Origin of the sequence: Paenibacillus sp. PK3_47 (assembly GCF_023520895.1) — a bacterium.
In the GTDB taxonomy this organism is placed as follows: Bacteria; Bacillota; Bacilli; order Paenibacillales; family Paenibacillaceae; genus Paenibacillus_AQ.
In genome coordinates this window covers 128,804-152,301 of record NZ_CP026029.1, presented here as the reverse complement: position 1 = coordinate 152,301, position 23,498 = coordinate 128,804, and the positions used below count along the sequence as shown (strand labels likewise).

Below are 23,498 nucleotides of genomic sequence, written 5' to 3'. Positions count from 1 at the left end.
GCTAATAAAAGAGAAAAGCTTGTATTAAAGTTAGTTATATATTAGCATTAAATTATTGCGAGTCTATATAACGATTTTATACATTTTGGATGAAATTGAATTTATTATTAGAAAAATAGTCGATTATATCTCTGAATATGCAAAATTTAGTGGGTTTATATGATAATAAAATGAGTTTAATTATTTTGTTGTTATTATTTAGTTATTAAAGTTATTGAATTTTACAACTGGTACTTGTGTGTGTTCACCTGAAGGAAGCGTATGGTACATGCCGGATGTAAAAACAAAAACAGCCGCCGTGCTTCAAACCCGAAGCGGAGGCGGCTGTTCCAGTTATTCTTCTTCTTCCACAACTTCCCGGTCAGGTAGTTGTGTCACATAGCTGTCCGACAGCCGGAGAAGCTCCAGCGCACGGTTGAATTCATCCTCGGTGGATTGCAGCGGTCTGCCGCCGTCACCGGATAAGGTGTAATGCTGGCCGTCCTCGAACCCGCTGCCGGATAAGAACAGCTCTTCGTTATTCACGAACGATCCGGTAGGGAGGTAATAACGCTGCGGCAGCAGATTGTAGGATGTCTGATTCAGGATATCCTGCCCGAAATGGATATGGTTATCCAGAGAAATACCCAGCAGATTGGCTACCGTCGGCAAAATATCCACCTGACCGCCCAATTGATTCTTAACGGCTGGAGCCGGAGCCCCTGCAGAGGTAATCATAAAGGGAATGTTGATCAGGTCGCGTTCCGTATACTCATGACCCAGGATTTCTTCCATGAGGATCTTGTCTTCTTCATCCAGTGAAAAAATAGGCAGCCCGCGGTGATCGCCGTACAGTACAACCAGGCTGTCTTCCCATACGCCGTTCTGCTTAAGCTCTTCGATGAACTGGCCGACCGCATAGTCTGCGTAATTCTGGGAACGGATATAGTCGCCGATGAAGGTGCCTTCGAACCGTTCCGGAAGCAGCATCTTATACTTCTCCTCCGGTATGGAGAACGGATTGTGTGCGGACATTGAGATGACATGCGAGTAAAAAGGAGTTCCGCTGTCATTCATCGCAGCCAGCCGCTCTGCAGTTTTGGAGTAGAGCACCTCATCGGAAGCACCGTAGAATACGGTGTCGTCCTCACCGAAGAAGGTTTTGTCGTAGTAACGGTCAAACCCAAGCGCTTCGTACAGCTCCCCGCGGTTCCAGAACTCCACTTCATTCGTATGGAAGGTAGCGGTGTTGTAGCCTTGTGACTTCAGCAGCTTCGGCAAACTTGGCAGCTCCTTGCCTGCGTAAATATCCGTTGCCGGACCATCCGGCGGAACATAAAAGGAGGTATTCACAATGAATTCAGCATCCGAAGTGTTCCCTTGCCCCACCTGCTGGAAAAACCGCGGGAAATAAACGCTGCGCTCCGCAAGCTTATTCAGATTCGGTGTAATTTCCTGTCCGTCAATAGACAGATTAATCAGGAAATTCTGGAAGGACTCCATCTGGATGATGACCAGATTCTTGCCTTTGGCAGATCCGAACAGGACCGGACTGGGCTGTGCCTGAACTCCCTTGGTTTCATTAATCACAGATTGCGTGATTTCAGATAAATCAATTTGTTCTTCTTCCTGGTCTGCCAGCAGGTTATAGGCTTCGTAATTCAAAATGCCCATTTGCTCGGCCTGGATCGTCTCGTTCATGCTGGCTTTGTTCGGGAAAATATTCATCATACAAATCGCCAGGGAGACTGCGAACAAGCCGGCGAGCACTTTGCGGTTGCTTGGGAGCGACATGGATTTTTTCCAGGCCAGCGCTTTTTTCCGGCTCAGCATCACGAGGCTAATGATAATAATGTCCAGAAAAATCAGCAGATACTGAGGATGGACAACCGCAAAAATACTCTTTTTAACGGCTCCCACCTGTTTGGCCTGCCCGATCACCTGTGACGTTGCAATAATGCCGAAGTGATTATGGTAGATGATGAGGGAGAAGAACAGAATCGTAATTAACAGATTCACCAGCATGTACATGTGTATTTTCCGTTTGGTGGCAAACCATTCAATCAGGCAAAAAATAATGAGCACAAACGGGATTTCCTTGAAAAAGGTGCTCCAGGAGGGGCCGTCCTCGAAGAGGTAGAACCAGGCAAAGTAACTTTTCGCAAGCATGATGACAGTAAAAAATAGTATGGATTTAATGCTTAGTGTACGATGGTTTCTCAACCGCATTATGACGCGCATCCTTTTCTCTTTAATTAGTTCATTCTATTACATAGACGGCTGCAGATTCAACTCTAAAAGATTACCTGAAAACCCTCTCATTTGTCCAATCCAGCACAGAGCCTGTAGCATGCTGTCATACGAAAAAAGCGGTCTTGAGAAATCCGCTCTTTTAGGACATTCATCAAAACCGCTATTTATAATTCAGACCAGGTTAATGTCAGTTCAGTTGTGCCTTCCTGTGCAGACAGGGCGCCGCCAATCAGAGACCATTGCTCTTTGTCCGTTGAGCCTTGAATTACGATGTTCTTGTCATCAATCATTTGTCCCGCATCATCCAGACCCTTATCCCGGAAATAGTTTTTATAGGTCTCGGCCAGTTGGTCTACCTTCTCCCGGGATGTGAAGATTAAGAGTGCAGACTTTTTGCCGTCAGTTTGTCCCGATGTAGATTTGGTTATGTCAGCATCATCCCGCAACGGAAAGTCTTCCGGCAAGTACTCGGGCCTGTTATTGCCAGTATCTTTTGAATCTGCTGCGCTGCTTGAATTTGCTGCATTTTTGGTCTCTGTTGCGGAATTGGCTGAATTATTGTCCGAACATGCGCCCAGCACTGCTGCCATTGCAGCTGTTATCAGAAGCGTTGAAGCGGTTCTCCAGGATATTCTGCTCATCGTATCACTCCATCTCTGTGATTTGTTGACGTGACAAACCTCACACAGAATTCCCACTTAGTATATAACAGGATAATTCAGGAAACAAATCACTTTCAAGTGGGTAATGTTAATCATCTGGCAAATACAGGCTAAGAGGGTGAACAAATGCGCAGTGACGGTTACAGATTTATGCTGATCAAATTTATAGCTGCTATTGTATCGGCCATTGTTTTTAGTTTGTATAACTCATGGAGAGTATACACCCCGGTATCGGAAAGAACAATGGATGTAGGGTATCATTCGTTCAGTGTGCTGTTTGCCTTTAATTTTGTTCCGGACTTCTTTATTTTTATTATTATGGGATTAATCTTGTCACCTCTTTTTGACAGTGTCATCCTAAAACGTTTCAGTTTGAACGGGATGAAGGGGAAATTCATCATTATGACCACCTACCTTATACTGGGAGTGATCAGCGGCGCCATTGTGACTGTCTTTTACCTCAAGACCGAGTTCATATCCTACTATATTTTGGTGTCAACAACAGCAGCGATGATCTTTCTGTTCTTTCAGATTGTTATCTATCATTTAATGTATTTCGGACAGAAAAGAGAGAGTTAACCTTGTATCCATACCGCAGCGGCAGTTCAGGGCTTTATACGGTCCCCGGCTGCCGCTGTTTCAATTTGCCCCGGATATGCTGTAAGGTTCTGTTTGATTATAAGCATTTGTTACCTCGTAATATTTTCCAGTAAATTGTATAATAAGGGCTTATAGGGCTGGATTTGCTCTGCCGCAGCTGATTACATCCTCTCATTTGAGGTAAGGAGTTGAACTCATGACAACAAATACGATTACCGACACAGTACACATCATAGAATATGATCCTTCCTACGCAGGCGCGCTGGCTGAAATGTGGAACCGCAGCAGCGAAAGCTGGGGCGGCGGCACCAATCAGAGAACCGAAGACACCGTACGCCGGGAAATGGAAGCATCCTCCCATTTACATGTCTTTCTTGCTGTTGCCGGCAGGGAAGTGGTCGGCTTCTGCAGCTTTGCGCACTACCGCCAGGATGAAGGGGCATTATACGTTCCTCTGCTGAATGTCCGGCCGGATTATCACGGTCACAAGGTGGGCCGCAATCTGATTCTGCACGCTGTCCGCAGGACTGTCGAACTCGGCTGGCCGCGGCTGGATCTGTTCACCTGGGCAGGCAATACCAAGGCCGTGCCGATGTACAAGAAATGCGGCTTCTTCTGGGAAAAGAATGAAAGCTACGTTCATCTGATGAATTTCATTCCCGCCGTTCTGCAGACAGAGGCGCTTGCGCCTTACTTTGAAGAGCTGGACTGGTATGGGGACAGCACCCGCGAGATTGCCCTTCAGCCGGACGGACGCCGGGAGCGCGGCTTTGATTTTCTGGAGTACACCTGGCAGAAGGGAGAGCTCTTCCTGCGGGCCGAATTCGAGAAAACCGGCCGGGGACTGACGGCGCTTGACACGCCTGACTTTGAAATCTCGACCGAAATGGATGGCCATGATCTTGTGTTTGGCTCTACATACAACATTCGTTATCACATTAAGAACCGTTCCGCTTCTGAGCTGGCGGTTGAAATTCAGGGACAGAATGACAAGAATATTACCTTTGGGCTGACTGCAGCCTATACACTTGCTCCCGGTGAATCCGTTGTGGTGGAGGGGGACTACAGGCTGGGGCCTGTTCTGGAAGAACAGAATGAGAAGAAGACCCACCCTGCTGTCCGGAGCAGCTGGATTATCGGCGGCAGACGGGCAGAATTCGGCATTGGCATCGCACCTAAATTTCCGGTGAAGATGAGTATGGTCTTGCCGGCCCGGGAACTGTATCCGGGGCTTCCTGCGGAGCTGTATCTGAATGTGGAGAACAGTTATGACTGTGAGGCGGAGTTTGCTTTTGAACTGCCTGAGGAAGAATTCCTGGAGTGGGGCGAACAGACCATCCGGTTCAAGGTTCAGGCAAAAGGCAAAGCTTCTATTCCGGTACCCTTCAGCCTGCGTTCTTACGGCCTTTACACCAAGGACGCCCTGGTGACTGCCACTCCTGCCGGTCATACAGCAGTCTTATTTACAAGCAAATTATCTGTCCTCTTCAAAGGAAGCCAAGGCCGCTTTGGCGGGCAGTCAGGCGATCAGTGGGTTGCTGTAAACGGTCCATACTCCCTTCATATGAGCAGAATCGATAATGTCATGTGGGTTGAATATACCGGCTCCCGCCACAGCTTTTGGCTGGCCTTCCCGCGGCTGGGCAAGCCTTTCTCGGAAGAACTGTCCAAGAAACAGGCCAGAGCGGCGAAGGTATATAGTGAAGGTGATGCCCAGGTCCTTGAGGTGGTCTACGACTCTGATGACTTTCCGGATCTTATGATCACAATGGTGGCGAAACTGTCCGCAAGCGGGATTACCGAGTTTTATTATGAAGTAGGCAATACAGGCAGCGCAGCCCGCGAAGAGAAAGTGTTTGTATTGACCAGCTTTGGTTTTTACGGCAAACGGCTTATTCTGCCTTATCAGGGACGTTATGTGGATATGGGCGATGCGTATTCCGGTGATCCGGGATACTGGGACAGTGCCCAAATCACAGAGAACTGGCTGTTCTGCAAGGAGGAGAATGTGACCTGCGGAATTTGCTGGGACCCATCCCTTAAGCTGAGCCGTCCGGAGTATACCCTTGGGCTTGAGCATGAACTGGGCGTGATTCCGGCAGGAGAGTCCATCCGGACAACAGCCATGGTGTTTGCGTTGAACACTTTTCCCAAGTGGTCAGACTTCCGCGCTTATGCCCGGAAACAGCGGGAGAATACCGTGCCGGTACTGGACGATCATCTGGAGCTTACGCTTGGCGGAGGCAATCCTTTTGCGGCTGGCAGGCTCCAGGCTGAGCTTACCGAAAGAAAGATGACCCCGCTTGCCGGCAGTCTTGAGCTTTATGTACAGCAGGATGGCCAAGAAGAATATAAAGCAGCCCATACTGTGTTTACCACGGAGCAGAATTTGCGCTCTGCCGATTTTGGCCTGTCTTCTGAGGCAATTGAATTGCCGGATGATGGCCGGTCCACACAGAAGGTTAGAGCCTTGTACATGGGAGAGGACCGCATTCAAGAACGGTCTGGTCTATGGTTCCCGCAATCGGCTGAAGCTGTAAAATGTACAATTGAAGAAGGTCCGGCCCATGCAGGACCGGTCTATACCGTCAGCAATGGCGTGATCTCAATTGCGGCGGCCCCGGAATTCGGAAATGTTGTGCATTCACTGAAGCTTCATGATATGGAATGGCTGGACAGCTCCTATCCGATCGCACAGCCGCGCTCCTGGTGGAATCCCTGGCATGGCGGGCTCGGCGTGAGTATTCCCGGTATCGGCGGGTTCAGCCGCCAGGAGGAGCCGAGACATACAGTCTTTGTGAAGAAACAGGATGCCCAGGGCAATGTCTGGGAAGGGCTGCGGCTGACCACTTCTATAGAAAAACAGCAGTCGGGACGGGGAATTATCGTCGATCAGCACTATCTTATGCTGCCAGGCGTTCCCGTACTCTGTATCCTGCATTCGGTGACCAATGGAAGCGGGCATCTTCTGCCCTGGTTTTCCTTATCCGAAGAAAGCTATTTCCAGCCTTCGCCTGTCTTTGCAGACAACTGGTTTGAGCTCCCGGGTGAGGGGAAATTCCTTCTGGGAACTGTTGAGGCGGAGCTTGATACCAGAGGAATCATCCGGATCGGTACAGCTAAGCGCAAGGATATGCTGCATCTGGTACACAGCTATCCCAGCCAGCAGGCCTCAGTCTATGTGAATAACAAAGTATTCTCACATAATATAGAACATCCGCTGTCCATACGGAGCGGAGAAACGGTCTGGACAGAGCCGACCTTCCTGATTCTGGGCCAAATTCCTGTTCAATTGGCAGATGTGCGGGCCCTTCTGAAGCTTAAATTTACTAATCCTGTGGATGAAAAGGAGAGTCACAGTGCCGATCATTGATATCCATATTCATTTATCAGACATTGACAGCTTCCACCAGACGGCGCTGAACTTGTCCAAGGTCGATTATTCCGCTGCCGGTCTTAAGGCGGAGTTCGATAAGAACGACGTCATAATGGGTATCGGCATGGGAGTTACGGAGCAGACCAGAGGAGCCTTCCCCGATTCTGCTTCGCCCAATCCGATGCGGCTTGATCTCGAAGACAGTGTGCCGCCTTTCTTAATGGAGTGTGTGGGGATCAATCCAAACCGGCTGAACGGGGAGAGTGCCCTGGAGGAGCTGGACCGGATCGAAGCGCGGCTGCAGGCTCCCGAAGTAGCAGGCATCAAGCTGTACGCAGGATATTATCACCATTATGTCTATGACGCGATTTATGCACCGGTCTACGAGCTGGCAGCCAGGTATAACGTGCCCGTGGTCATTCATACAGGAGATACCTATTCCATGAACGGACTGCTGAAGTACTCACATCCGCTTACCGTAGACGAGCTTGCCTTTCAGCGGCGTAACGTGAATTTTATGATCTGCCATCTCGGGGATCCCTGGGTGATGGATGCGGCCGAAGTGGTCGCGAAGAACCCCAATGTGTATGCCGATCTGTCCGGCCTGGTCGTCGGGGACCGGCCCCATTTCGAGCGGTTCATGAATGAACCCTTGTTCATGGACCATTTCCGCCGGGCGCTGGTGTACTCTGACCACTATGACAAAATGCTGTTCGGCACCGACTGGCCGCTTGCACCGATTGACCTGTATGCGGAATTTGTCCGCCGGCTCGTGCCGGAGCAGCATCATGATGAGGTGTTCTACAGGAATGCTTTCGGACTGTTTCCGCGCATCGGGCAGCGGATTGCCGCTTTGAAGCCAAACGTGCGGTAAGGTACAGAAACCGTATAAATTTTTGCAAGCTTTTTTCAAACCGTATGGAGTTGTGGCGCTTTAACCTTTATAATATGACGAGTATACAGTATAAAGGAAAAGGTGTTAATTTCATGAGCATATTAAATGTAGAACGTCTCAGTCACGGTTTTGGGGACCGTGCGATTTTTAACGATGTATCCTTCCGCCTGCTGAAAGGCGAACATATCGGTCTGATCGGCGCCAACGGAGAAGGTAAATCCACCTTCATGAACATCATCACAGGCAAGCTGCAGCCGGACGACGGCAAAGTCGAATGGGCCAAACGTGTGCGTACCGGTTACCTGGACCAGCATGCGGTGCTTACCAAGGGTCAATCGATCCGTGATGTGCTGCGCGGGGCGTTCCAGTATCTGTTCGATATGGAGCAGGAAATGAATGACATGTACGGCAGGATGGGAGACGTAACCCCCGAGGAGCTGGAGCAGCTGCTGGAGGATGTCGGAACCATTCAGGATACGCTGACGAACCAGGATTTTTATATGATCGATGCCAAAATCGACGAAACTGCGCGCGGTCTCGGTCTCACGGATATTGGCCTGGATAAGGATGTTCACGATCTCAGCGGAGGACAGCGGACAAAGGTACTGCTTGCCAAGCTGCTGCTGGAGAAGCCGGACATCCTGCTCCTTGACGAGCCTACGAACTATCTGGACGAGCAGCACATTGTATGGCTGAAACGCTACCTGCAGGAATACGAGAATGCCTTCATTCTGATTTCCCACGATATTCCGTTCCTGAACAGCGTAATCAACCTGATCTACCACATGGAGAATCAGTCGCTGAGCCGTTACGTGGGTGACTATGACTATTTCCAGCAGGTGTACGAGGCCAAGAAGCAGCAGCTGGAGTCTGCCTTCAAACGCCAGCAGCAGGAAATTGCTGATCTGAAGGATTTTGTGGCCCGCAATAAGGCGAGTGTCGCTACACGTAACATGGCCATGTCCCGGCAGAAGAAGCTGGATAAGATGGATGTCATCGAGCTGGCCAAGGAAAAGCCGAAGCCGCAGTTCAACTTCAAGGATGCACGTACTTCGGGCAAGCTGATTTTTGAGACGAATGAGCTGGTAATCGGTTATGATTCCCCGCTGTCACGCCCGCTGAATCTGCGGATGGAACGCGGACAGAAGATTGCCCTGGTCGGGGCGAACGGTATTGGTAAAACCACGCTCCTGCGCAGCATTCTCGGCCAGATTCCGGCCATTTCCGGTTCGGTCAAGCTTGGCGATCTCTTGGAGATCGGTTATTTCGAGCAGGAAATGAAGGAAGCGAACTACAATACGTGTATTGAAGAGATCTGGAACGAGTTCCCTTCCTATACCCAGTTTGAAATCCGTGCGGCACTGGCCAAATGCGGCCTGACGACAAAGCACATCGAGAGCAAGATCGCGGTTCTGAGCGGCGGCGAGAAGGCCAAAGTCCGTCTTTGCAAGCTGATCAACCGAGAGACGAACCTGCTGGTACTGGATGAGCCTACCAACCACCTTGATGTGGATGCGAAGGACGAGCTGCAGCGTGCGCTCAAAGCGTATAAAGGCAGCATTCTGCTCATTTCCCACGAACCTGAATTTTACCGCGATATCGTAACCGAAACATGGAACTGCGAATCGTGGACTACAAAGGTATTCTAATCCGGCTCCGGCACTGGTTGCCGGTGACAAAGACCCGTAAGATGATAGCTGTGAAAGAAGCGGCATCCTTACGGGTCTTTTTTTGGCTGGAAGGGTGACTGGATGCGGTACCGGCGCAGACCGGATCATAAGCGAAGGATACAGGTGATTCATATGAAAATACATAAACAGGCAGCATCCGATAAGCAGTCCATTAAGCGTTTTGTAGATATGATTATTGACGGCATTTCCGGGATCTTTTTGCCCATTGTCAATATTCTTAGTGCAGCGGGGATCATGAAGGGACTACTCGCTGGCGCAGTGGCGCTGGAGTTCATCAGCAAGACAGAAGGAACGTATACGGTGCTGAATGCCATGGCAGACAGCCTGTTCTACTATCTTCCTATTCTGCTGGCATACACGTCTGCCCGTAAATTCGGGGCTAATCCGTTTACGGCTGTTGTAATCGCGGGGGTACTGTTATATCCGGATCTGACCACATTTTTTGCAGACAAAGAGACGATACAGTTTTTGGGCATGGGGATTACTCCCGTCAATTATCCCGCGAGTGCCATACCGATTATTCTCGCCGCAGGCTTGTTGGTCTATGTTGAACGGTTCTGTGTCAAAATACTGCCCGAAGTGATTCGTGACTTCTTTACCCCGCTTATCTCTATTGTGGTAGTGTCCGCTGTCACGCTGCTGGTGTTCGGTCCGATGGGTACATTTGCCGGGGATGTGCTTGCACAGGGCTACAGTCTTGTATATAACCTCAGTCCGGCAGGGGCAGGTTTGGTTATCGGAGCTATTATTCAGCCTATGGTCATCTTCGGCCTGCACTGGAGCCTGGTGCCGCTGGCGATTAACAATATCAGCCTGAACGGTTCGGATACGCTGCTGGCGCTGATGGGTCCGGCTGCCTTCGCGCAGGCAGGAGCGGCATTTGCGGTGTTCATCAAGGCCAGAGACAAAAAGTTCAAAACCCTGAGCCTGTCCGCCTCCATTTCGGCTTTGTTCGGAGTTACCGAGCCTGCGATGTTCGGCGTGAACCTGCCCCTGCGCAAGCCGATGATTATTGTCTGCTGCGCGGGAGGGATCGGCGGCGCGATGGTTGGGATGTTCGGCGCATCGGCGATTTCCTTCGCTTTTCCGGGGCTGGCGACTCTGCCGGCGTATCTGGGACCCGGATTCGGCGGGTTTCTGATATCCTGTGCTGCCGGGTTTCTGATCGCTCTGATTGCCACCCTGCTGGTAAAGCTGGGGCCGGAACCGGTCACCGGTTCTAACGTCAAGCAGGCAGAGTAATGATCAGGCGCAGTCTATCAGTATACAAATTGATACTATCTTACATTATTGTGCGTTCTTAACGAAATGGCATGTATACCCTATACTAAATGCATGAGGTAACTATTAGAAAGTACATTGACTATAAGGAGATGCATTGCGATGACACAAGGAACCATGAAAGCTGTAGGATTGTTGAAATATCTACCTATCGGTGACCCGGAAAGTCTGATCGACACAGAGATTGAAAAGCCGGTTCCAACAGGCAGGGATATTCTTGTCAAAGTAATCGCCATTTCTGTGAATCCGGTAGACGTCAAAGTGCGTGCGCCAAAGAACCGGACCGAGAGCACGCCTAAAGTGCTGGGCTGGGACGTAGCCGGTGTGGTGGAGCAGGTCGGGGAGGAATGCACCTTATTCAGTCCCGGTGACGAGGTTTATTATGCGGGGAGTATCACACGTCCGGGCGGGAACAGTGAATACCATCTGGTTGATGAACGGATCGTAGGCTCAAAACCGGAATCCCTTGATTTCGCCCAGGCTGCTGCACTTCCGCTGACCGCGATAACCGCATGGGAAAGCTTGTACGACCGGCTGGGCGTATCCGATCACAAGGAGAATAATACAGGCCGGACGATACTCATCATCGGCGCTGCCGGCGGTGTCGGTTCCATCGCTACTCAGCTGGCCAAACATGCGGGCCTGACGGTTATCGGTACAGCTTCCCGTCCGGAATCGGCGGATTGGGCTAGAAAGCAAGGTGCCGACCATGTCATCAACCACTTTGAAGACTTCCTTCCCCAGCTGCAGACTGCCGGATTTGAACAGGTGGACTACGTGCTGTGCCTGAACAGCACCGAGAAACACTGGAACAGCATGGCGGAGGTCATCGCACCGCAAGGGAAAATCTGCTCGATTGTCGAGACAGATGAACTGCTTAATCTCACCCTGCTCAAGAACAAAAGTGTTACCTTCGTCTGGGAGCTGATGTTCACACGTTCCACCTACCAGACAGCGGATATGATTGAACAGCATAAGCTGCTGAATGAAGTGTCCCGGCTGGTGAATGCAGGCGTGATCACTACCACTACAACAGAAAAGCTCGAACCGATCAATGCGGCGAACCTGCGTAAGGCGCATGCTATGCTCGAAACCGGCCGGACCGTAGGCAAGGTAGTGCTTGAGGGGTTCTGAGGTTTAGGAATAGGTTAGGAAGGGGAGCTGGAGTGCCGCCTGCAGGCGGCATAAAGGCTCTCTTTTGTATTTTCTGCAGGCTTGTTGATTAGCCCTATTATGGAAAATGGTTTCAAGGAGCGAGTACAGGTCGTACAGATCCACCTAAGTGGAATTTCTCCATTTAATCCTCCGCAAAATCCCTGTTTTACAATCCATACTGGAAAAACTCCACTTAAATAGGCTGGTTGAGTCTCAAAAGGGCAATATCAGCCCGGATAGATGGAGAATTTCCTATTAAATCTTATAAATGATGAAAAAGGACAAGATTAGGTGGAGGAATTCCAACTAAGCTGGCCAAGGTCCCGAAGGACTTTCGGCGTCTGAACCGTCTGCTTTAGGAGTCATTTGATCCCGCTCCGTTTGTTTAAGAATATTAGCGCTTCCTGTAACTCCATGATAAACTATAACCGGTGTTGTAAAATATGGAAATGAGATGGTTGAGGAAACGGATTTGTTTGTGGGATAGCAGACACTCAATATAAAACTGGAGGTTTTCCACAATGGCATCTAATTCTTTCTGGAAACTTATAGAGCAATCCAGACAGCATGGCAAAGAGCAGGTTGAGTGGTTAACCGAAACATTAGCAAAGGCAAGCGTAGATGAGATTGCCCGGTTCGAAATTGAATTTATCAATAAAATGGAGCAGTCCTACACCTCCGCCATATGGGGAGCAGCTTATGTACTGCTGGGAGGCTGTTCAGATGACGGATTTGATTATTTCAGGGGCTGGTTAATCGCGCAGGGAGAGGATGTTTACAACCGGGTCCTGAATGATCCTGAATATCTCGCAGAATATTTGTCTGAAGAAGTCCTGCAGGAAAATGATGTGTACCCCGAATTGGAAGAGATGCTGTCGGTTGCTACAGACGCATATACCTATTCAAGAACAGGGTCATTCGAGTATGACAATGACATGAACATCGCGTTTTTAGATGAACTGGAAGCCCGGGGCTATCAATTTAAACCTAAGAATATTGAGTTTGACTGGGAAGAGGATGACCTGGAAGAAAGGTATCCGGTACTATGGGCCAGATTCGGCGAGGAGCCGCTGGGCTAAGAAATGATTTGATCATTATTTAAAGGAGTGTCCGCATGTATAGAGGAACGTTGACGAAAAGTGTAGCTGCCGTTCTCGGCTCAGTGCTGCTCTTCAGCGGTGCCAGTTTAACCGTATTCGCCCCCTTGGGGGGGAGGACAGAAGCAGCAGCGGTGGCCAAGCCGACGCCCGCATTTAATTTATTTGAGCAGAGGGTGAAGAAGCCGACCTCTCTGAGTCTGGCCCAGGCTACCTTAATCAACCGGATTGGTGACATGACTCCTGCTGAGGCCAACGTGGCGGTATTGCACCTGGAAAATGCCCTGAAAGCCTATCTGCCCACAGCAAGCAAACGAATGAACACACCAGCTATTCAAAAGGACATCAAAAGCATCTATACTTCAGGCATGCCCATGGTGCTGGCCCGTTCCAAAGTGAAGCAGTATGAGACCCGTGTGGTCCTGCAGGATTTGACGGCAATGGATTATAAGCTGGAGACGGACGGCAGGCTGTTTTATCCGGTTATCCAGTACAAAAGCTTCAAAGTGTTCAAACCGTACATTAGCAAAGATCTGCAAACCTACATGGATCTGATGGCTGCCGAGTCGGAAGAGCCGTCTGCGGTGAATGGGACATTGCGGATTGACTGGTACCAGGTCTTGGAGCGGGCAGTGCAGTATGAAGCATTTTTGAAAAATTACCAGAATTCCAACCGTACAGCTGCTATAAAAGAATCCTTTAGGACGGCCAAAATGTATGTATTTTACGGAACCCAAAACACACCGCTGTTCGATAACACAACGAAGCTGATGAGTGAGGCGGCAGCCATCGCTTATGAGAACTCACTGTCGGAAGCAGGACCGGAAGAGATCGAAGCCAGCCCTTTGCTGACACAGCTGGACGAATTTCTGATCCTTCTGGAGAAAAACGGCGATAAAAATACTCAGGCTGTAACTGATTTTTTAAAGAGCAATGCTCCTGCAGAAAAGTAAATGCTCTGCTGAAAAAGCTTCTGTGATTCCACAGGAGCTTTTTTGCGCTGCTGCCGTTTTATGTGCTGCCTGGAAAGCGTTTAGAATTGTCAGATTCATGTCTTTCTAGTATTCCCCTATAAAACATACTTGACTAGTGAGAATAATAGGATTATAGTATGAAAAAAGCTTGGATAGCAGAGAAAAGTTTCCAAATGAGCTTTCAAATACTGGATGAATACATCTATTTTAAATTTAAAAATAATAATTGTATACAATTATACAAATATTTTTTCGACCTGCCTAAAAAAACATCGACGAGGAGCATTACAGAGATGGAGATGCGATCACGAAGGCTGTCCAAGGACAATACCTACTATGCCTTGAAGCAAAAAATAATAGACAGCGAGCTTGAGCCTAATCAGCCGGTCAATGAAGAAAATTTGGCGGCCCTGCTGGGAGTGAGCCGTACACCGCTGAGAGAAGCCATTCAGAGACTGGAGAATGAGGATTTTCTCGTCCGCCAGCCGAACGGAAGATTGAAGGTAGCTCCGCTCACCCTTTCAGAGGTGGAAGAAATTTTTCAAATCCGCAGCATGCTTGAAGGCCATATCGCCAGAAATGCAGCCAGGAACGCTACCGCGAGAGATATTCAGAGGTTAACGGTGATGATGGAACAGATCAAGCATTCTTTTCAGCTGGGTGATAATCAGAACTTTGTATCCTACGGCTTTGAATTCCATGATTACTTGTCGGAAATAAGCGGACTGAAGACCTTTGAGAAAGTGCTGAATCAATTGAGAGACCGTTCGCTCCGCTACTGCCGTTACGTCTCCCTGCACGGGGATTGGACCACACAGGCGGATGAAGAGCATAACTATATTCTGCAGATGATTGCTGACAAGAACGAAGACGGCGCAGAGCAGGCTATGAAGGACCATATCTTGAACAGTCTGTCTACTGCACTTGAACGGATCAAAGGCATTGATGTAACCGTACAAGGATAACCTTCGGCACCCGAAAGGAGATAACTTCAATGAGTAGTTCACTTAATGAGCGTGACCAGACTTTAGCTGACCGGCTGATAGAGGTCCGAAGGAACCTGCACCGCGAACCGGAGCTTAGCTACGAAGAGTTCAGAACGACCAAGAAGCTGCGTGAATGGCTGGCACAGGCCGGCATCCGGATTCTTGATATCCCTTTGGCGACCGGATTGATGGCCGAGATTGGGCAAGGCAGCGGGCCAGTTGCCGCTATCCGCTGTGATATCGACGCACTGCCGATTGAAGAGCAGACAGAGCTGCCTTTTGCCTCTGTGATCCCGGGAAAAATGCATGCCTGCGGTCACGACTTCCATACCGCTGTCATTTTGGGAGCTGCACTTTTACTCAAAGAACGCGAGCATGAACTTCCGGGAAGAATCAGAGTATTGTTCCAGCCGGCGGAGGAAACAGGTCATGGGGCGGAAAGTGTACTGGCATCCGGTGGTCTCAAGGATGTGGATGTCATCTTCGGACTGCATAATTCGCCGGAGCTGCCTACGGGATCTTTTGGAACCCGGACAGGAGCATTGACGGCAGGCGTAGACCGGTTCGAAATTACGGTAAAGGGCGTGGGTGCCCATGCGGCTACCCCCGAGAATGGCGTTGACACCATTGTGACCGCGGCGCAAATGATTACGATGCTGCAAACCGTCGTCAGCCGCCAAAATACTACGCTGGAGCCGGTGGTGCTGAGCGTCACCCGGATCAACGGAGGCTTCACCTGGAATGTGCTGCCGGAGACCGTTGAACTTGAAGGTACGGTGCGCACCTACAATGAAGAGATCCGACGGAACATCCCGGTTCAGATGACCCGGATTATTGAAGGCATTGCGGCAGCAGCCGGAGCGGAGGCGAAACTGCACTGGTATCCGGGACCTCCGGCAACGGTTAATCATGGGGAATGGGCGGATTTTACCAAAAAGGTGGCCTCACAGGCAGGTTACGAGGTGCATGATATCCCGCCGCAAATGGGGGGCGAAGATTTCTCCTTTTATCTGCAGCAGATACCGGGTGCTTTTGTAAATATCGGGGCAGGCCCGAATCATCCGCTGCACCACCCCCGATTTGACGTTGATGAGGCTGCGATCCTGCCTGCCGCTGAATATTTTGCATTATTGGCAGAGAAGGCATTAAGAAAGCTGCAGGAGACAGCTGAATCCTGATTCTTAAATCTACATAAAGGATTGTGGGGAATGAACATGATTGAATTAAGAAATGTGCACAAGACCTTCACCCGCAAAGGGATCACGATAGATGCGCTGAAGGGGATCAGCCTTAAGGTTGAAAAAGGGGATATCTTCGGTGTCATCGGCTATAGCGGTGCGGGGAAAAGTACATTAATCCGGCTGGTCAATTATCTGGAAAGACCCACCCAAGGCCAGGTGCTGGTAGCCGGCCGGGATTTGGGTGAATACAACGACAAAGAGCTGCGGGCGGCGAAGAAGAACATCGGCATGATCTTTCAGCATTTTAACCTGCTGGAATCCAAAAAAATCTTTGATAATGTGGCCATTCCCCTGGTGCTGCTGAAGAAAAATAAAGCGGAAATCCGCAAACGGGTGCTGGAGCTGCTCGAATTCGTTGGACTTAGCGACAAGGCCGGCAGCTATCCGAGTGAATTATCCGGCGGACAGAAGCAGCGTGTCGGAATTGCCAGAGCGCTGGCCTCAAATCCCTCAATTCTATTGTGTGACGAAGCAACTTCAGCCCTGGACCCGCAGACGACACAATCCATCCTGCAGCTGCTGAAACGGATCAATGCGGAATACAACATTACGGTGATGATTATCACGCATGAGATGTCTGTCATTCAGGAGATTTGCAATAAGGTAGCGGTGATGGAAGAGGGCCGGATTATCGAGCAGGGAAGTGTGCTGGATGTATTCGGTCACCCCAAGCACGAGACGACGAAGAATTTTGTAAAAACGGTGATTCAGAACAGCATGACCTCAAGCGTGCAAAAGACCGTCAATGCAGAACACGGAGGCCGGCTGTACAAACTTCATTTTGTCGGGGAAAGCGCATCTGAACCTATTTTATATGAACTGATCCGTTCCAGTGAGGTTAAGGTCAATATTTTGTTCGCAAATATGACGGAAATTCAGGAGATCACGCTGGGGACCATGATCATTCAATTAAAAGGTGAAGCAGCAGAGATGAACAAGGCATTGTCTTTCCTGAAAAGTCATGAAGTAGGCGTAGAGGAGGTAGAATCGTATGTTCTCGACCACAGTAACCGGTGAGCAGTTTATGCAGGCCATCATAGAAACCTTTCAAATGGTCGGGGTATCCCTGCTGTTCGGTTCCCTGCTTGGGGTGCCGATCGGAATTTTGCTGGTCATCACCCGGCCGGGCGGTGTATTGGAGAGCAAGGTGACCTATACCCTTCTCAATCCAATCATCAACGTTGTCCGTTCACTGCCGTTTATCATTCTGCTGGTGGCGATCATTCCGTTTACACGCTGGATTGTCCATACATCGATTGGAACCAGTGCCGCAATTGTACCGCTGATTATCTATATCGCCCCTTACATAGGACGGCTGGTAGAGAACTCACTGCTGGAAGTCAATCCGGGAATCATGGAAGCCGCTGAAGCGATGGGAGCTACTCCTTTTCAAGTGATATGGTACTTTCTGCTGCCCGAAGCGGTCGGATCACTGATTCTGTCGCTTACCACTGCCACGATCGGGTTAATTGGAGCCACTGCGATGGCCGGGACGGTAGGCGGAGGCGGGGTCGGGGATTTGGCGATTGTCTACGGATACCAGCGTTTTGACACTGTAGTTGTTGTAGCGACCGTAATCATTCTGATCATTCTGGTACAGGGAATTCAGTCTTTAGGCAACACACTGGCGCGGAAAATCCGCCGCTATTAGTTATCACACATACCAAGGAGGACAGCCAGATGAGTGAATGGAGTAAGCAGGACCGGTTTAGAGCTCTGTTATCCGGGGAGCTTGCAGACCGCCCGATTGTCAGCGGATGGCGCCATTTTATTGACAAGGAACAGAATGCGGAGGATTTGGCGGCGACAACGATTTCTTTTACGCAAAAATACGACTGGGACTGGGTCAAAATTAACCCGCGGGCAACCTACCTGGCTGAAGCCTGGGGCAACCAGTATGATTTTGCAGATTACCAGACTGTGTTTCCCAGACAGAAGACGACGGTGATCCCGAAAGCTGAAAATTTGTGGGATCTCGAAGTAAAAAAGGCAGCAGAAACGGCATCTTTGCAGGAGCATCTGGAGGCGGTACGCAAAATCCGTCAAGGGCTGCCTGATACGCCGCTGATCCAGACGGTATTTTCACCGTTAACCGTGCTGCTGTTTATTCTAGGGCGCTCCGCTTATGTAACGAAAACCGTGTTCGGCATTGAGCAGCCGGTGACTCTGGATTCTTTGTTCAAAGAACACCGGGCAGCCGCACATCATGCGCTTCATGCCATTTCATTAACGTTAGCGGATTATGTACAGGAGCTGCAGAAGGCGGGTTCAGACGGTTTGTTCTATGCGGTGACAGGTACGGCACATCCGGGATTATTTGATGCAGCGATGTTTGACGAGCTGTCCCGGCCTTATGATTCCATTGTGCTGGAAGCCGCAAGCTACGGCAAAAATATTTTACATACATGCGGAGCTTATTCACAGCCGGAGAAATTCAATGATTACCGTATTGACGGAATCAGCTGGGATACGATAGCCGAAGGCAATCCGGGCCTTGAAGCCAATCTCAAAGCGACCAAAGTCGGCGGAGTGGATCATGGACTGTTTGCAGTCAATGACATCAAGCAAATTCAGCAGCAGGCCAGGGAAGCTTTGTCGGTAATGAACAATCAGCCGTTTATTCTATCGCCAAACTGTGCGATCCCCTTAAATGTTACAGATGAGGCCTTAGAACAATTTAAAAACATAGTAACCGAATAGGAGATGAAGGTGATGAAAAAGTTCATGGTAGTGTTGCTGATTGGGGTTATGGCGGTGCTTAGCGCCTGCGGTAACGGCAATAATGCAGCAGAAAGCTCAGGAGACAAGAAGGAAATTACCGTCGGGTTCGGCGTTGGAACTTATGAGGAGCAATTCCGTCAATCCATTCTGCCTATTTTGGAAGAGAAGGGCTATACCGTCGATATCAAAACTTTCTCGCAAAACATGCAGGTCAATCCGGCGATGAAGGAAGGTTCTATTGACGCAAGTATTTTCCAGAGTACAGCCTATATGGAAGCTATTAATGAAGAAATTGATGCAGATATGACAGGGATTGCTTATGTTCCGGGTGCTCCGCAAGGCCTTTATTCTGTAAATCATACCACATTGGACGATGTAAAAGACGGTACTACAGTAGCTGTGCCTAACGACCCCGTCAACCAGGAGCGCGCACTGCGTATTCTTGAGGAACTGGGCTGGATCAAGATCAAAGAAGGTGCGGGCGTAGCGGATTTCAACATTAACAGCATGGAAGCGGACAAGTTCAATATTGATATCAAAATTCTGGACCCGGCGCAAATTCTGGTCTCCCTGCAGGACGTCGATTATGGTGTTGTAAACGGAAATTACATTGCCAATTCACCTGACCACAAAATTACGGATGCACTGAAGATTGAGAATACGCCGATGCAGCACAGAATTATCGTATCTGTTAACAAAAAGGATGAAAACACTCAGTGGGCCAAGGACTTGAAGGCCGCTTATGAATCCAAAGAGTTCGAAGAATACATCACCGGGCTGGAGAAATATGACGGCTTCATTCTGCCGGAAGCATGGGATAACAACTAAGATAAGGAGTGAATGCAGTGAAAGGGCAAAAAATCCATTTTATCGGCGGAGGACAGATGGCGGAAGCCATGATCCGTGCATGTATTGCAGGTGGGACCCTGACGCCGGACCAGATCAGTGTAGCGGATGTTAACGAAGCGCGTCTTCAGCTGTTAAATACAAAGTATGGTATAGATACAGGGCGTGCAGTTGAGCAGGGATTGTCTGCAGCAGACCTGATTGTGATTGCCGTCCGTCCACAGGATGATTTGCAAGCCGTCGGACAAAATGTACAGCAATTTGCGCCATCTGCTGCAGCTATTGTATCGATTGTGGCAGGGGTAACGATTGAGCAGTTAGGCGGTTATTTTGGCGGGGAGCGTCCGATTATCCGGGTCATTCCCAATACGCTTACCGATACGGGATACGGTTATAGCGGTGTAACTCTTAATGCGCATGCGACCCGGGATCAAGTGGAGGATTTCCTGCTGGGATTCGGAAAAGTCCAGTATCTGGAGGAGCCCTACATCGACATCTTTACTGGCTTCGGTGTAGCCGGGCCCAATTATATCTATTATTTCATTGAATCTTTTGTCGATGCCGGTGTACTTGCCGGACTGCCGCGCGAACAGGCCTGGGAGGTAGCGCTGGAGAATATGCTGGGTGCGGTAGCCATGCTGCGGCAGACCGGACTGCATCCGCGGCAGCTGCTCGACATTAACAATTCACCGGGCGGTGTCGGCATGCACGGGCTCTACGAGCTGAACAACAGTGACTTTGCGGCCGGACTGCAAAGAAGTGTACGGGCAGCGGTCAAACGGACGACTGAGCTGGGAGTGAAGAAATAATGGCAGCGCTGAAATGGGATCATCTGGTGCATTATGTGAACGACCTGGACCAGCCGGTCGGAATCTTCCGAGACCATGGCCTGGTTGCCTTCCGGGGAGGTTCTCACAAGAATTGGGGCACCTACAACTCCTTGAGCTATTTCGGGTTAACCTATATTGAGTTTCTCGGTGTCGAGAATCTGGAACTCGCAAAGGCCACTGAACATAATGTCGTAGTAAGGGATGCCGTGAAGCTTCTTCCGGAGCATGAAGGTTTAAGCAGAGTCGTGCTGCGGACGGATGATATTGAAGCCATCGAAGCTTCCTTGAAGGCAGCGGGATTAGCACTGTCGCCTATTATCGACGGCAAGCGTCTGGATAACGAAGGCCGGTTGATTGAGTGGCGGATGATGACCATTGACGGGGATTATCACGGACTGCCTTATCCGTTTATCATCCAGTGGAACGGAAGCGATGAAGAGCGGCTGGAACGGTTAACATCATCCGGCGTCATTCAGCCTCATCCTGCGGGCCATGCTGAAATGGCAAGCGCGGTATTCCGTGTCTCTGATCCTGCTGCTGCAGCTGCGCATTGGGGAGAGCTGTTCGGCCTGCCTGTCAGCGAATCAGAAGGCGTATACAGCCTGAAGGTCGGAGAGCAATCTTTTGATTTTGCGCAGGGGGATGAGAATCAGTTCAAGCAGGTTATATTCAGTACCGATTCAGCTGCACTCAAGGGAAAGACACTGCGAATTGGTGATGGGGAATATGTGTTTAGTTAGAACATTTATTTTGGTATTAAAATAAGTTCTGTATGCCCATGTGACTTATCACATGGGTATTTTTGATGTGAAAATATTACCATATTAGCATATTTCATGCCTGAATTTTAGGGAAAATCAGCTTGAGAAACCCGGCCCTTTTAATTGTCTAGGGTTTCTCTGCTGTGTTTCCATGTCTGCGGACGCTGCACCCGTTAACTGTCTCGTCCTCTTTCGCATGCTAACGGACACTGCGTCCGTTATTTGCCTAATATCGCCCCGTTTCCACCGCTAACGGACCGTCGTTCCTTTATTTTGCTAAATGATGGGTAAATTAAGCCCTTTCGGATGAAATAACGGATTCAGGGTCCGTTAGGATTGCAAAACCCGCCTCTAGCGCAACATAACGGATCTAGGGTCCGTTAGCATTAGTCTTTCCAAATAATTAAGATGTCCGGTGCGCATGAGTTGAAGGGTAATGCCATAGTTCCTCAATGATGATAATTTGGTGTATTCTGGAATTAAACGACTCTAAGCCATATAATACACCTAAGGAGGATTTATGGGGAAACTAATGTTAAGTGTTGCAATTGCAGGAATGGTGGCCCTTACGGGCTGTTCATCACAGGAATCTCATTCGGTTGAAGATGCTCCTATACCCAATACTGCAGAAGCTTCAGCTGAACAATTAAGTGAGCTGGCTAACCTAAAAACTTCAATCCAGGATGATCAGATTAGTGAAGATAACTATAGTTCAATAGTAGGCCTCGGAGAATCCTTCGTTAACCTGTATACCGGAGCTGTTGCAGAACAGGTGCCGGTATCGTTCCGTAACTACATCGCTAATGAAAATCTCCTTCAATTTGCTGATACAATGTTAAAGATAGAGCAGCAGCAGGAATTGAATGGCGGGAATGGTGTTATTTTTGGACGGGATAATGAATTTGCGAAAGCAGAAATTAAGAAGGTAGATCATAATCTGTACTATTTAAACCTCCCTTTTTCCAACGAGGGGTCTGGAATGAGCTGTAAGCTGTTAATTCAATCTGTGAACAATTCATTAGTTATCGCAGACTTGTATTTTGGAAATAAAGACGGTGCAGATACGTTCGCAACAGGCCACCCTGCGGTAAGGAAAGTGGATAATCCTGAATTGTGGAATGACCGGGAATGGGTAGCTGATGTAATGCAGAAGCTTGAAACCTATGAAACCGGATAAAAGAGGGGAGCGATGACATGCCAAATGCATCCGGCAGGAAAAGAACAGACTCTGCTTCAAGAGTGATCAAGGCTTCACCGCAAACTATTTATAAAGCACTCGTTGACCCTGAAGCACAGGTTGTATGGCTGCCGCCGAAGGGGATGAAAGGCCGGATCTTTGAGTTCGACGCCCGGGCCGGCGGTGCTTATGAAATGGCTCTGACATATCTCGAACCGGATGAGTCAACGCAGGGGAAGACTTCGGAAAACTCCGATCTCGTCAAAGGGAAATTTCTGGAGTTCATTCCGGATGAGCGCATGGTGCAGCAGGTTGAATTTCAGTCAGATGATCCTGCCTTTTCAGGGGACATGATCATGACATGGAGCTTAGCAGCCGTCCCGGAAGGAACCTTCGTGACTGTCGTTTGTGAGAATGTGCCGGAAGGGATACGGAAGGAAGATCACGACGAGGGCTTGAGCTCCAGTCTGGAGAATCTTGCGGAGTTTGTTGAATGAAACGGGGCATTACTTTCGAGATTCCGAATGCATACGGAAGATATCTGGGGGATATATTGAGACCATTTGACGTGGCTGCATTTCATTGGTACAACGGTGCAGAGGAAAGTTATATGATGGATAAAGGAACATTAGGGGAATCTCTTTTTCCAGAGCAGATCTTTGGTATGGATGGCGTTCTGCTTAAGGGAATCATTGAGAATAACGGCTATTATGTCATTTTTGCAGATCTCAAGGCTTTTCCAAAAGCTAGCACAGTTATAAATGTTCAGACGTACGAGGAGTATAAGAATAGTGACTGTCAGCTTGCACTTTTAGTCGTCGATAGTGTGTATGTAACCATGTATTGCAAAGATCAAGAGAAGCTAAAAGGCTTATATCTGAATGCCAGCTCACTGGGGTACAGTGGCGTTCAATATATTACAGACATAAATGACACTAGAACAAGGCTGTCTGTGTAGTAAAGGGAACTTTTT

21 protein-coding genes are annotated in these 23,498 nt (G+C 49.2%); 19 read left to right on the top strand and 2 right to left on the bottom strand.

Annotated features, from left to right (window positions below; all coding sequences use genetic code 11):
- Positions 1–333: 333 nt before the first annotated feature.
- Complete coding sequence (locus tag C2I18_RS00755; RefSeq protein WP_249899392.1) at positions 334–2,208, bottom strand: LTA synthase family protein; 1,875 nt, start codon at positions 2,206–2,208, stop codon at positions 334–336.
- A gap of 188 nt (positions 2,209–2,396) precedes the next feature.
- On the bottom strand, positions 2,397–2,822 hold the full coding sequence (locus C2I18_RS00750) for a hypothetical protein (RefSeq protein ID WP_249899391.1): 426 nt from the start codon (positions 2,820–2,822) through the stop codon (positions 2,397–2,399).
- A gap of 198 nt (positions 2,823–3,020) precedes the next feature.
- On the opposite strand from C2I18_RS00750, the gene C2I18_RS00745 reads away from it, so the two are divergent.
- The 19 genes from C2I18_RS00745 to C2I18_RS00655 all read left to right on the top strand — a co-directional run bounded on the left by C2I18_RS00745 (position 3,021) and on the right by C2I18_RS00655 (position 23,483).
- On the top strand, positions 3,021–3,473 hold the full coding sequence (locus C2I18_RS00745; RefSeq protein ID WP_249899390.1) for a hypothetical protein: 453 nt from the start codon (positions 3,021–3,023) through the stop codon (positions 3,471–3,473).
- Between the two features lie 217 nt (positions 3,474–3,690).
- A complete protein-coding gene (locus tag C2I18_RS00740; RefSeq protein WP_249899389.1) occupies positions 3,691–6,867 on the top strand; it encodes a GNAT family N-acetyltransferase in 3,177 nt (1,058 codons plus the stop codon).
- Positions 6,854–7,744 (top strand): amidohydrolase family protein, encoded by an 891-nt coding sequence (locus C2I18_RS00735; protein ID WP_249899388.1) that lies wholly within the window; start codon positions 6,854–6,856, stop codon positions 7,742–7,744. The genes C2I18_RS00740 and C2I18_RS00735 overlap by 14 nt, the downstream gene beginning before the upstream one ends.
- A 113-nt stretch (positions 7,745–7,857) precedes the next feature.
- Positions 7,858–9,414 carry an ABC-F family ATP-binding cassette domain-containing protein gene (locus C2I18_RS00730; RefSeq protein WP_249899387.1) on the top strand — a complete coding sequence of 519 codons (1,557 nt, stop codon included), beginning with the start codon at positions 7,858–7,860 and terminating at the stop codon, positions 9,412–9,414.
- 153 nt (positions 9,415–9,567) lie between these two features.
- Entirely contained in the window at positions 9,568–10,698 is a 1,131-nt protein-coding gene (locus C2I18_RS00725; protein WP_249899386.1) for a PTS transporter subunit EIIC, read from the top strand.
- Between the two features lie 141 nt (positions 10,699–10,839).
- Complete coding sequence (locus tag C2I18_RS00720; RefSeq protein WP_249899385.1) at positions 10,840–11,871, top strand: zinc-binding alcohol dehydrogenase family protein; 1,032 nt, start codon at positions 10,840–10,842, stop codon at positions 11,869–11,871.
- 542 nt (positions 11,872–12,413) lie between these two features.
- A complete protein-coding gene (locus C2I18_RS00715; RefSeq protein ID WP_249899384.1) occupies positions 12,414–12,971 on the top strand; it encodes a DUF4240 domain-containing protein in 558 nt (185 codons plus the stop codon).
- Positions 12,972–13,006: 35 nt separating this feature from the next.
- A complete protein-coding gene (locus C2I18_RS00710; RefSeq protein WP_249899383.1) occupies positions 13,007–13,942 on the top strand; it encodes a hypothetical protein in 936 nt (311 codons plus the stop codon).
- 314 nt (positions 13,943–14,256) lie between these two features.
- Positions 14,257–14,928: a GntR family transcriptional regulator gene (locus C2I18_RS00705; protein WP_249899382.1), complete on the top strand. Its 672-nt coding sequence runs from the start codon at positions 14,257–14,259 to the stop codon at positions 14,926–14,928.
- 29 nt (positions 14,929–14,957) lie between these two features.
- The gene (locus C2I18_RS00700) at positions 14,958–16,127 is read left to right on the top strand and encodes an amidohydrolase (RefSeq protein WP_249899381.1); all 1,170 of its coding nucleotides are present in this window, start codon (positions 14,958–14,960) and stop codon (positions 16,125–16,127) included.
- A 36-nt stretch (positions 16,128–16,163) separates the two neighbouring features.
- A complete protein-coding gene (locus C2I18_RS00695; protein ID WP_249899380.1) occupies positions 16,164–17,207 on the top strand; it encodes a methionine ABC transporter ATP-binding protein in 1,044 nt (347 codons plus the stop codon).
- Positions 17,182–17,841 (top strand): methionine ABC transporter permease, encoded by a 660-nt coding sequence (locus C2I18_RS00690; RefSeq protein WP_249899379.1) that lies wholly within the window; start codon positions 17,182–17,184, stop codon positions 17,839–17,841. Before C2I18_RS00695 ends, C2I18_RS00690 begins: the two co-directional genes overlap by 26 nt.
- Before the next feature lie 29 nt (positions 17,842–17,870).
- Positions 17,871–18,890, top strand: a complete 1,020-nt coding sequence (locus C2I18_RS00685; protein ID WP_249899378.1) for a uroporphyrinogen decarboxylase family protein — start codon at positions 17,871–17,873, stop codon at positions 18,888–18,890.
- Positions 18,891–18,902: 12 nt separating this feature from the next.
- A complete protein-coding gene (locus tag C2I18_RS00680; RefSeq protein ID WP_249899377.1) occupies positions 18,903–19,739 on the top strand; it encodes a MetQ/NlpA family ABC transporter substrate-binding protein in 837 nt (278 codons plus the stop codon).
- Positions 19,740–19,756: 17 nt separating this feature from the next.
- Positions 19,757–20,566, top strand: coding sequence for a pyrroline-5-carboxylate reductase (gene proC, locus C2I18_RS00675; RefSeq protein WP_249899376.1), 810 nt, complete (start codon positions 19,757–19,759; stop codon positions 20,564–20,566).
- A complete protein-coding gene (locus C2I18_RS00670) occupies positions 20,566–21,327 on the top strand; it encodes a VOC family protein (RefSeq protein ID WP_249899375.1) in 762 nt (253 codons plus the stop codon). The genes proC and C2I18_RS00670 overlap by 1 nt, the downstream gene beginning before the upstream one ends.
- A gap of 541 nt (positions 21,328–21,868) precedes the next feature.
- Positions 21,869–22,525 (top strand): hypothetical protein, encoded by a 657-nt coding sequence (locus C2I18_RS00665; RefSeq protein ID WP_249899374.1) that lies wholly within the window; start codon positions 21,869–21,871, stop codon positions 22,523–22,525.
- Between the two features lie 17 nt (positions 22,526–22,542).
- Positions 22,543–23,022 (top strand): SRPBCC family protein, encoded by a 480-nt coding sequence (locus tag C2I18_RS00660; RefSeq protein ID WP_249899373.1) that lies wholly within the window; start codon positions 22,543–22,545, stop codon positions 23,020–23,022.
- Positions 23,019–23,483 (top strand): DUF2691 family protein, encoded by a 465-nt coding sequence (locus C2I18_RS00655; protein WP_249899372.1) that lies wholly within the window; start codon positions 23,019–23,021, stop codon positions 23,481–23,483. The genes C2I18_RS00660 and C2I18_RS00655 overlap by 4 nt, the downstream gene beginning before the upstream one ends.
- The last annotated feature ends 15 nt before the right edge of the window (positions 23,484–23,498 follow it).

Bases quoted from the DNA above. Each gene is read 5' to 3' on its own strand.
- C2I18_RS00665 (WP_249899374.1), top strand. From the start codon at position 21,869: ATGGGGAAACTAATGTTAAGTGTTGCAATTGCAGGAATGGTGGCCCTT.
- C2I18_RS00705 (WP_249899382.1), top strand. From the start codon at position 14,257: ATGGAGATGCGATCACGAAGGCTGTCCAAGGACAATACCTACTATGCC.
- C2I18_RS00700 (WP_249899381.1), top strand. From the start codon at position 14,958: ATGAGTAGTTCACTTAATGAGCGTGACCAGACTTTAGCTGACCGGCTG.
- C2I18_RS00745 (WP_249899390.1), top strand. From the start codon at position 3,021: ATGCGCAGTGACGGTTACAGATTTATGCTGATCAAATTTATAGCTGCT.
- C2I18_RS00655 (WP_249899372.1), top strand. From the start codon at position 23,019: ATGAAACGGGGCATTACTTTCGAGATTCCGAATGCATACGGAAGATAT.
- C2I18_RS00685 (WP_249899378.1), top strand. From the start codon at position 17,871: ATGAGTGAATGGAGTAAGCAGGACCGGTTTAGAGCTCTGTTATCCGGG.
- C2I18_RS00680 (WP_249899377.1), top strand. From the start codon at position 18,903: ATGAAAAAGTTCATGGTAGTGTTGCTGATTGGGGTTATGGCGGTGCTT.
- C2I18_RS00730 (WP_249899387.1), top strand. From the start codon at position 7,858: ATGAGCATATTAAATGTAGAACGTCTCAGTCACGGTTTTGGGGACCGT.
- C2I18_RS00670 (WP_249899375.1), top strand. From the start codon at position 20,566: ATGGCAGCGCTGAAATGGGATCATCTGGTGCATTATGTGAACGACCTG.
- C2I18_RS00725 (WP_249899386.1), top strand. From the start codon at position 9,568: ATGAAAATACATAAACAGGCAGCATCCGATAAGCAGTCCATTAAGCGT.
- C2I18_RS00695 (WP_249899380.1), top strand. From the start codon at position 16,164: ATGATTGAATTAAGAAATGTGCACAAGACCTTCACCCGCAAAGGGATC.
- C2I18_RS00755 (WP_249899392.1), bottom strand. From the start codon at position 2,208: ATGCGGTTGAGAAACCATCGTACACTAAGCATTAAATCCATACTATTT.
- C2I18_RS00660 (WP_249899373.1), top strand. From the start codon at position 22,543: ATGCCAAATGCATCCGGCAGGAAAAGAACAGACTCTGCTTCAAGAGTG.
- C2I18_RS00690 (WP_249899379.1), top strand. From the start codon at position 17,182: ATGTTCTCGACCACAGTAACCGGTGAGCAGTTTATGCAGGCCATCATA.
- C2I18_RS00740 (WP_249899389.1), top strand. From the start codon at position 3,691: ATGACAACAAATACGATTACCGACACAGTACACATCATAGAATATGAT.
- C2I18_RS00720 (WP_249899385.1), top strand. From the start codon at position 10,840: ATGACACAAGGAACCATGAAAGCTGTAGGATTGTTGAAATATCTACCT.
- C2I18_RS00750 (WP_249899391.1), bottom strand. From the start codon at position 2,822: ATGGCAGCAGTGCTGGGCGCATGTTCGGACAATAATTCAGCCAATTCC.
- C2I18_RS00715 (WP_249899384.1), top strand. From the start codon at position 12,414: ATGGCATCTAATTCTTTCTGGAAACTTATAGAGCAATCCAGACAGCAT.
- C2I18_RS00710 (WP_249899383.1), top strand. From the start codon at position 13,007: ATGTATAGAGGAACGTTGACGAAAAGTGTAGCTGCCGTTCTCGGCTCA.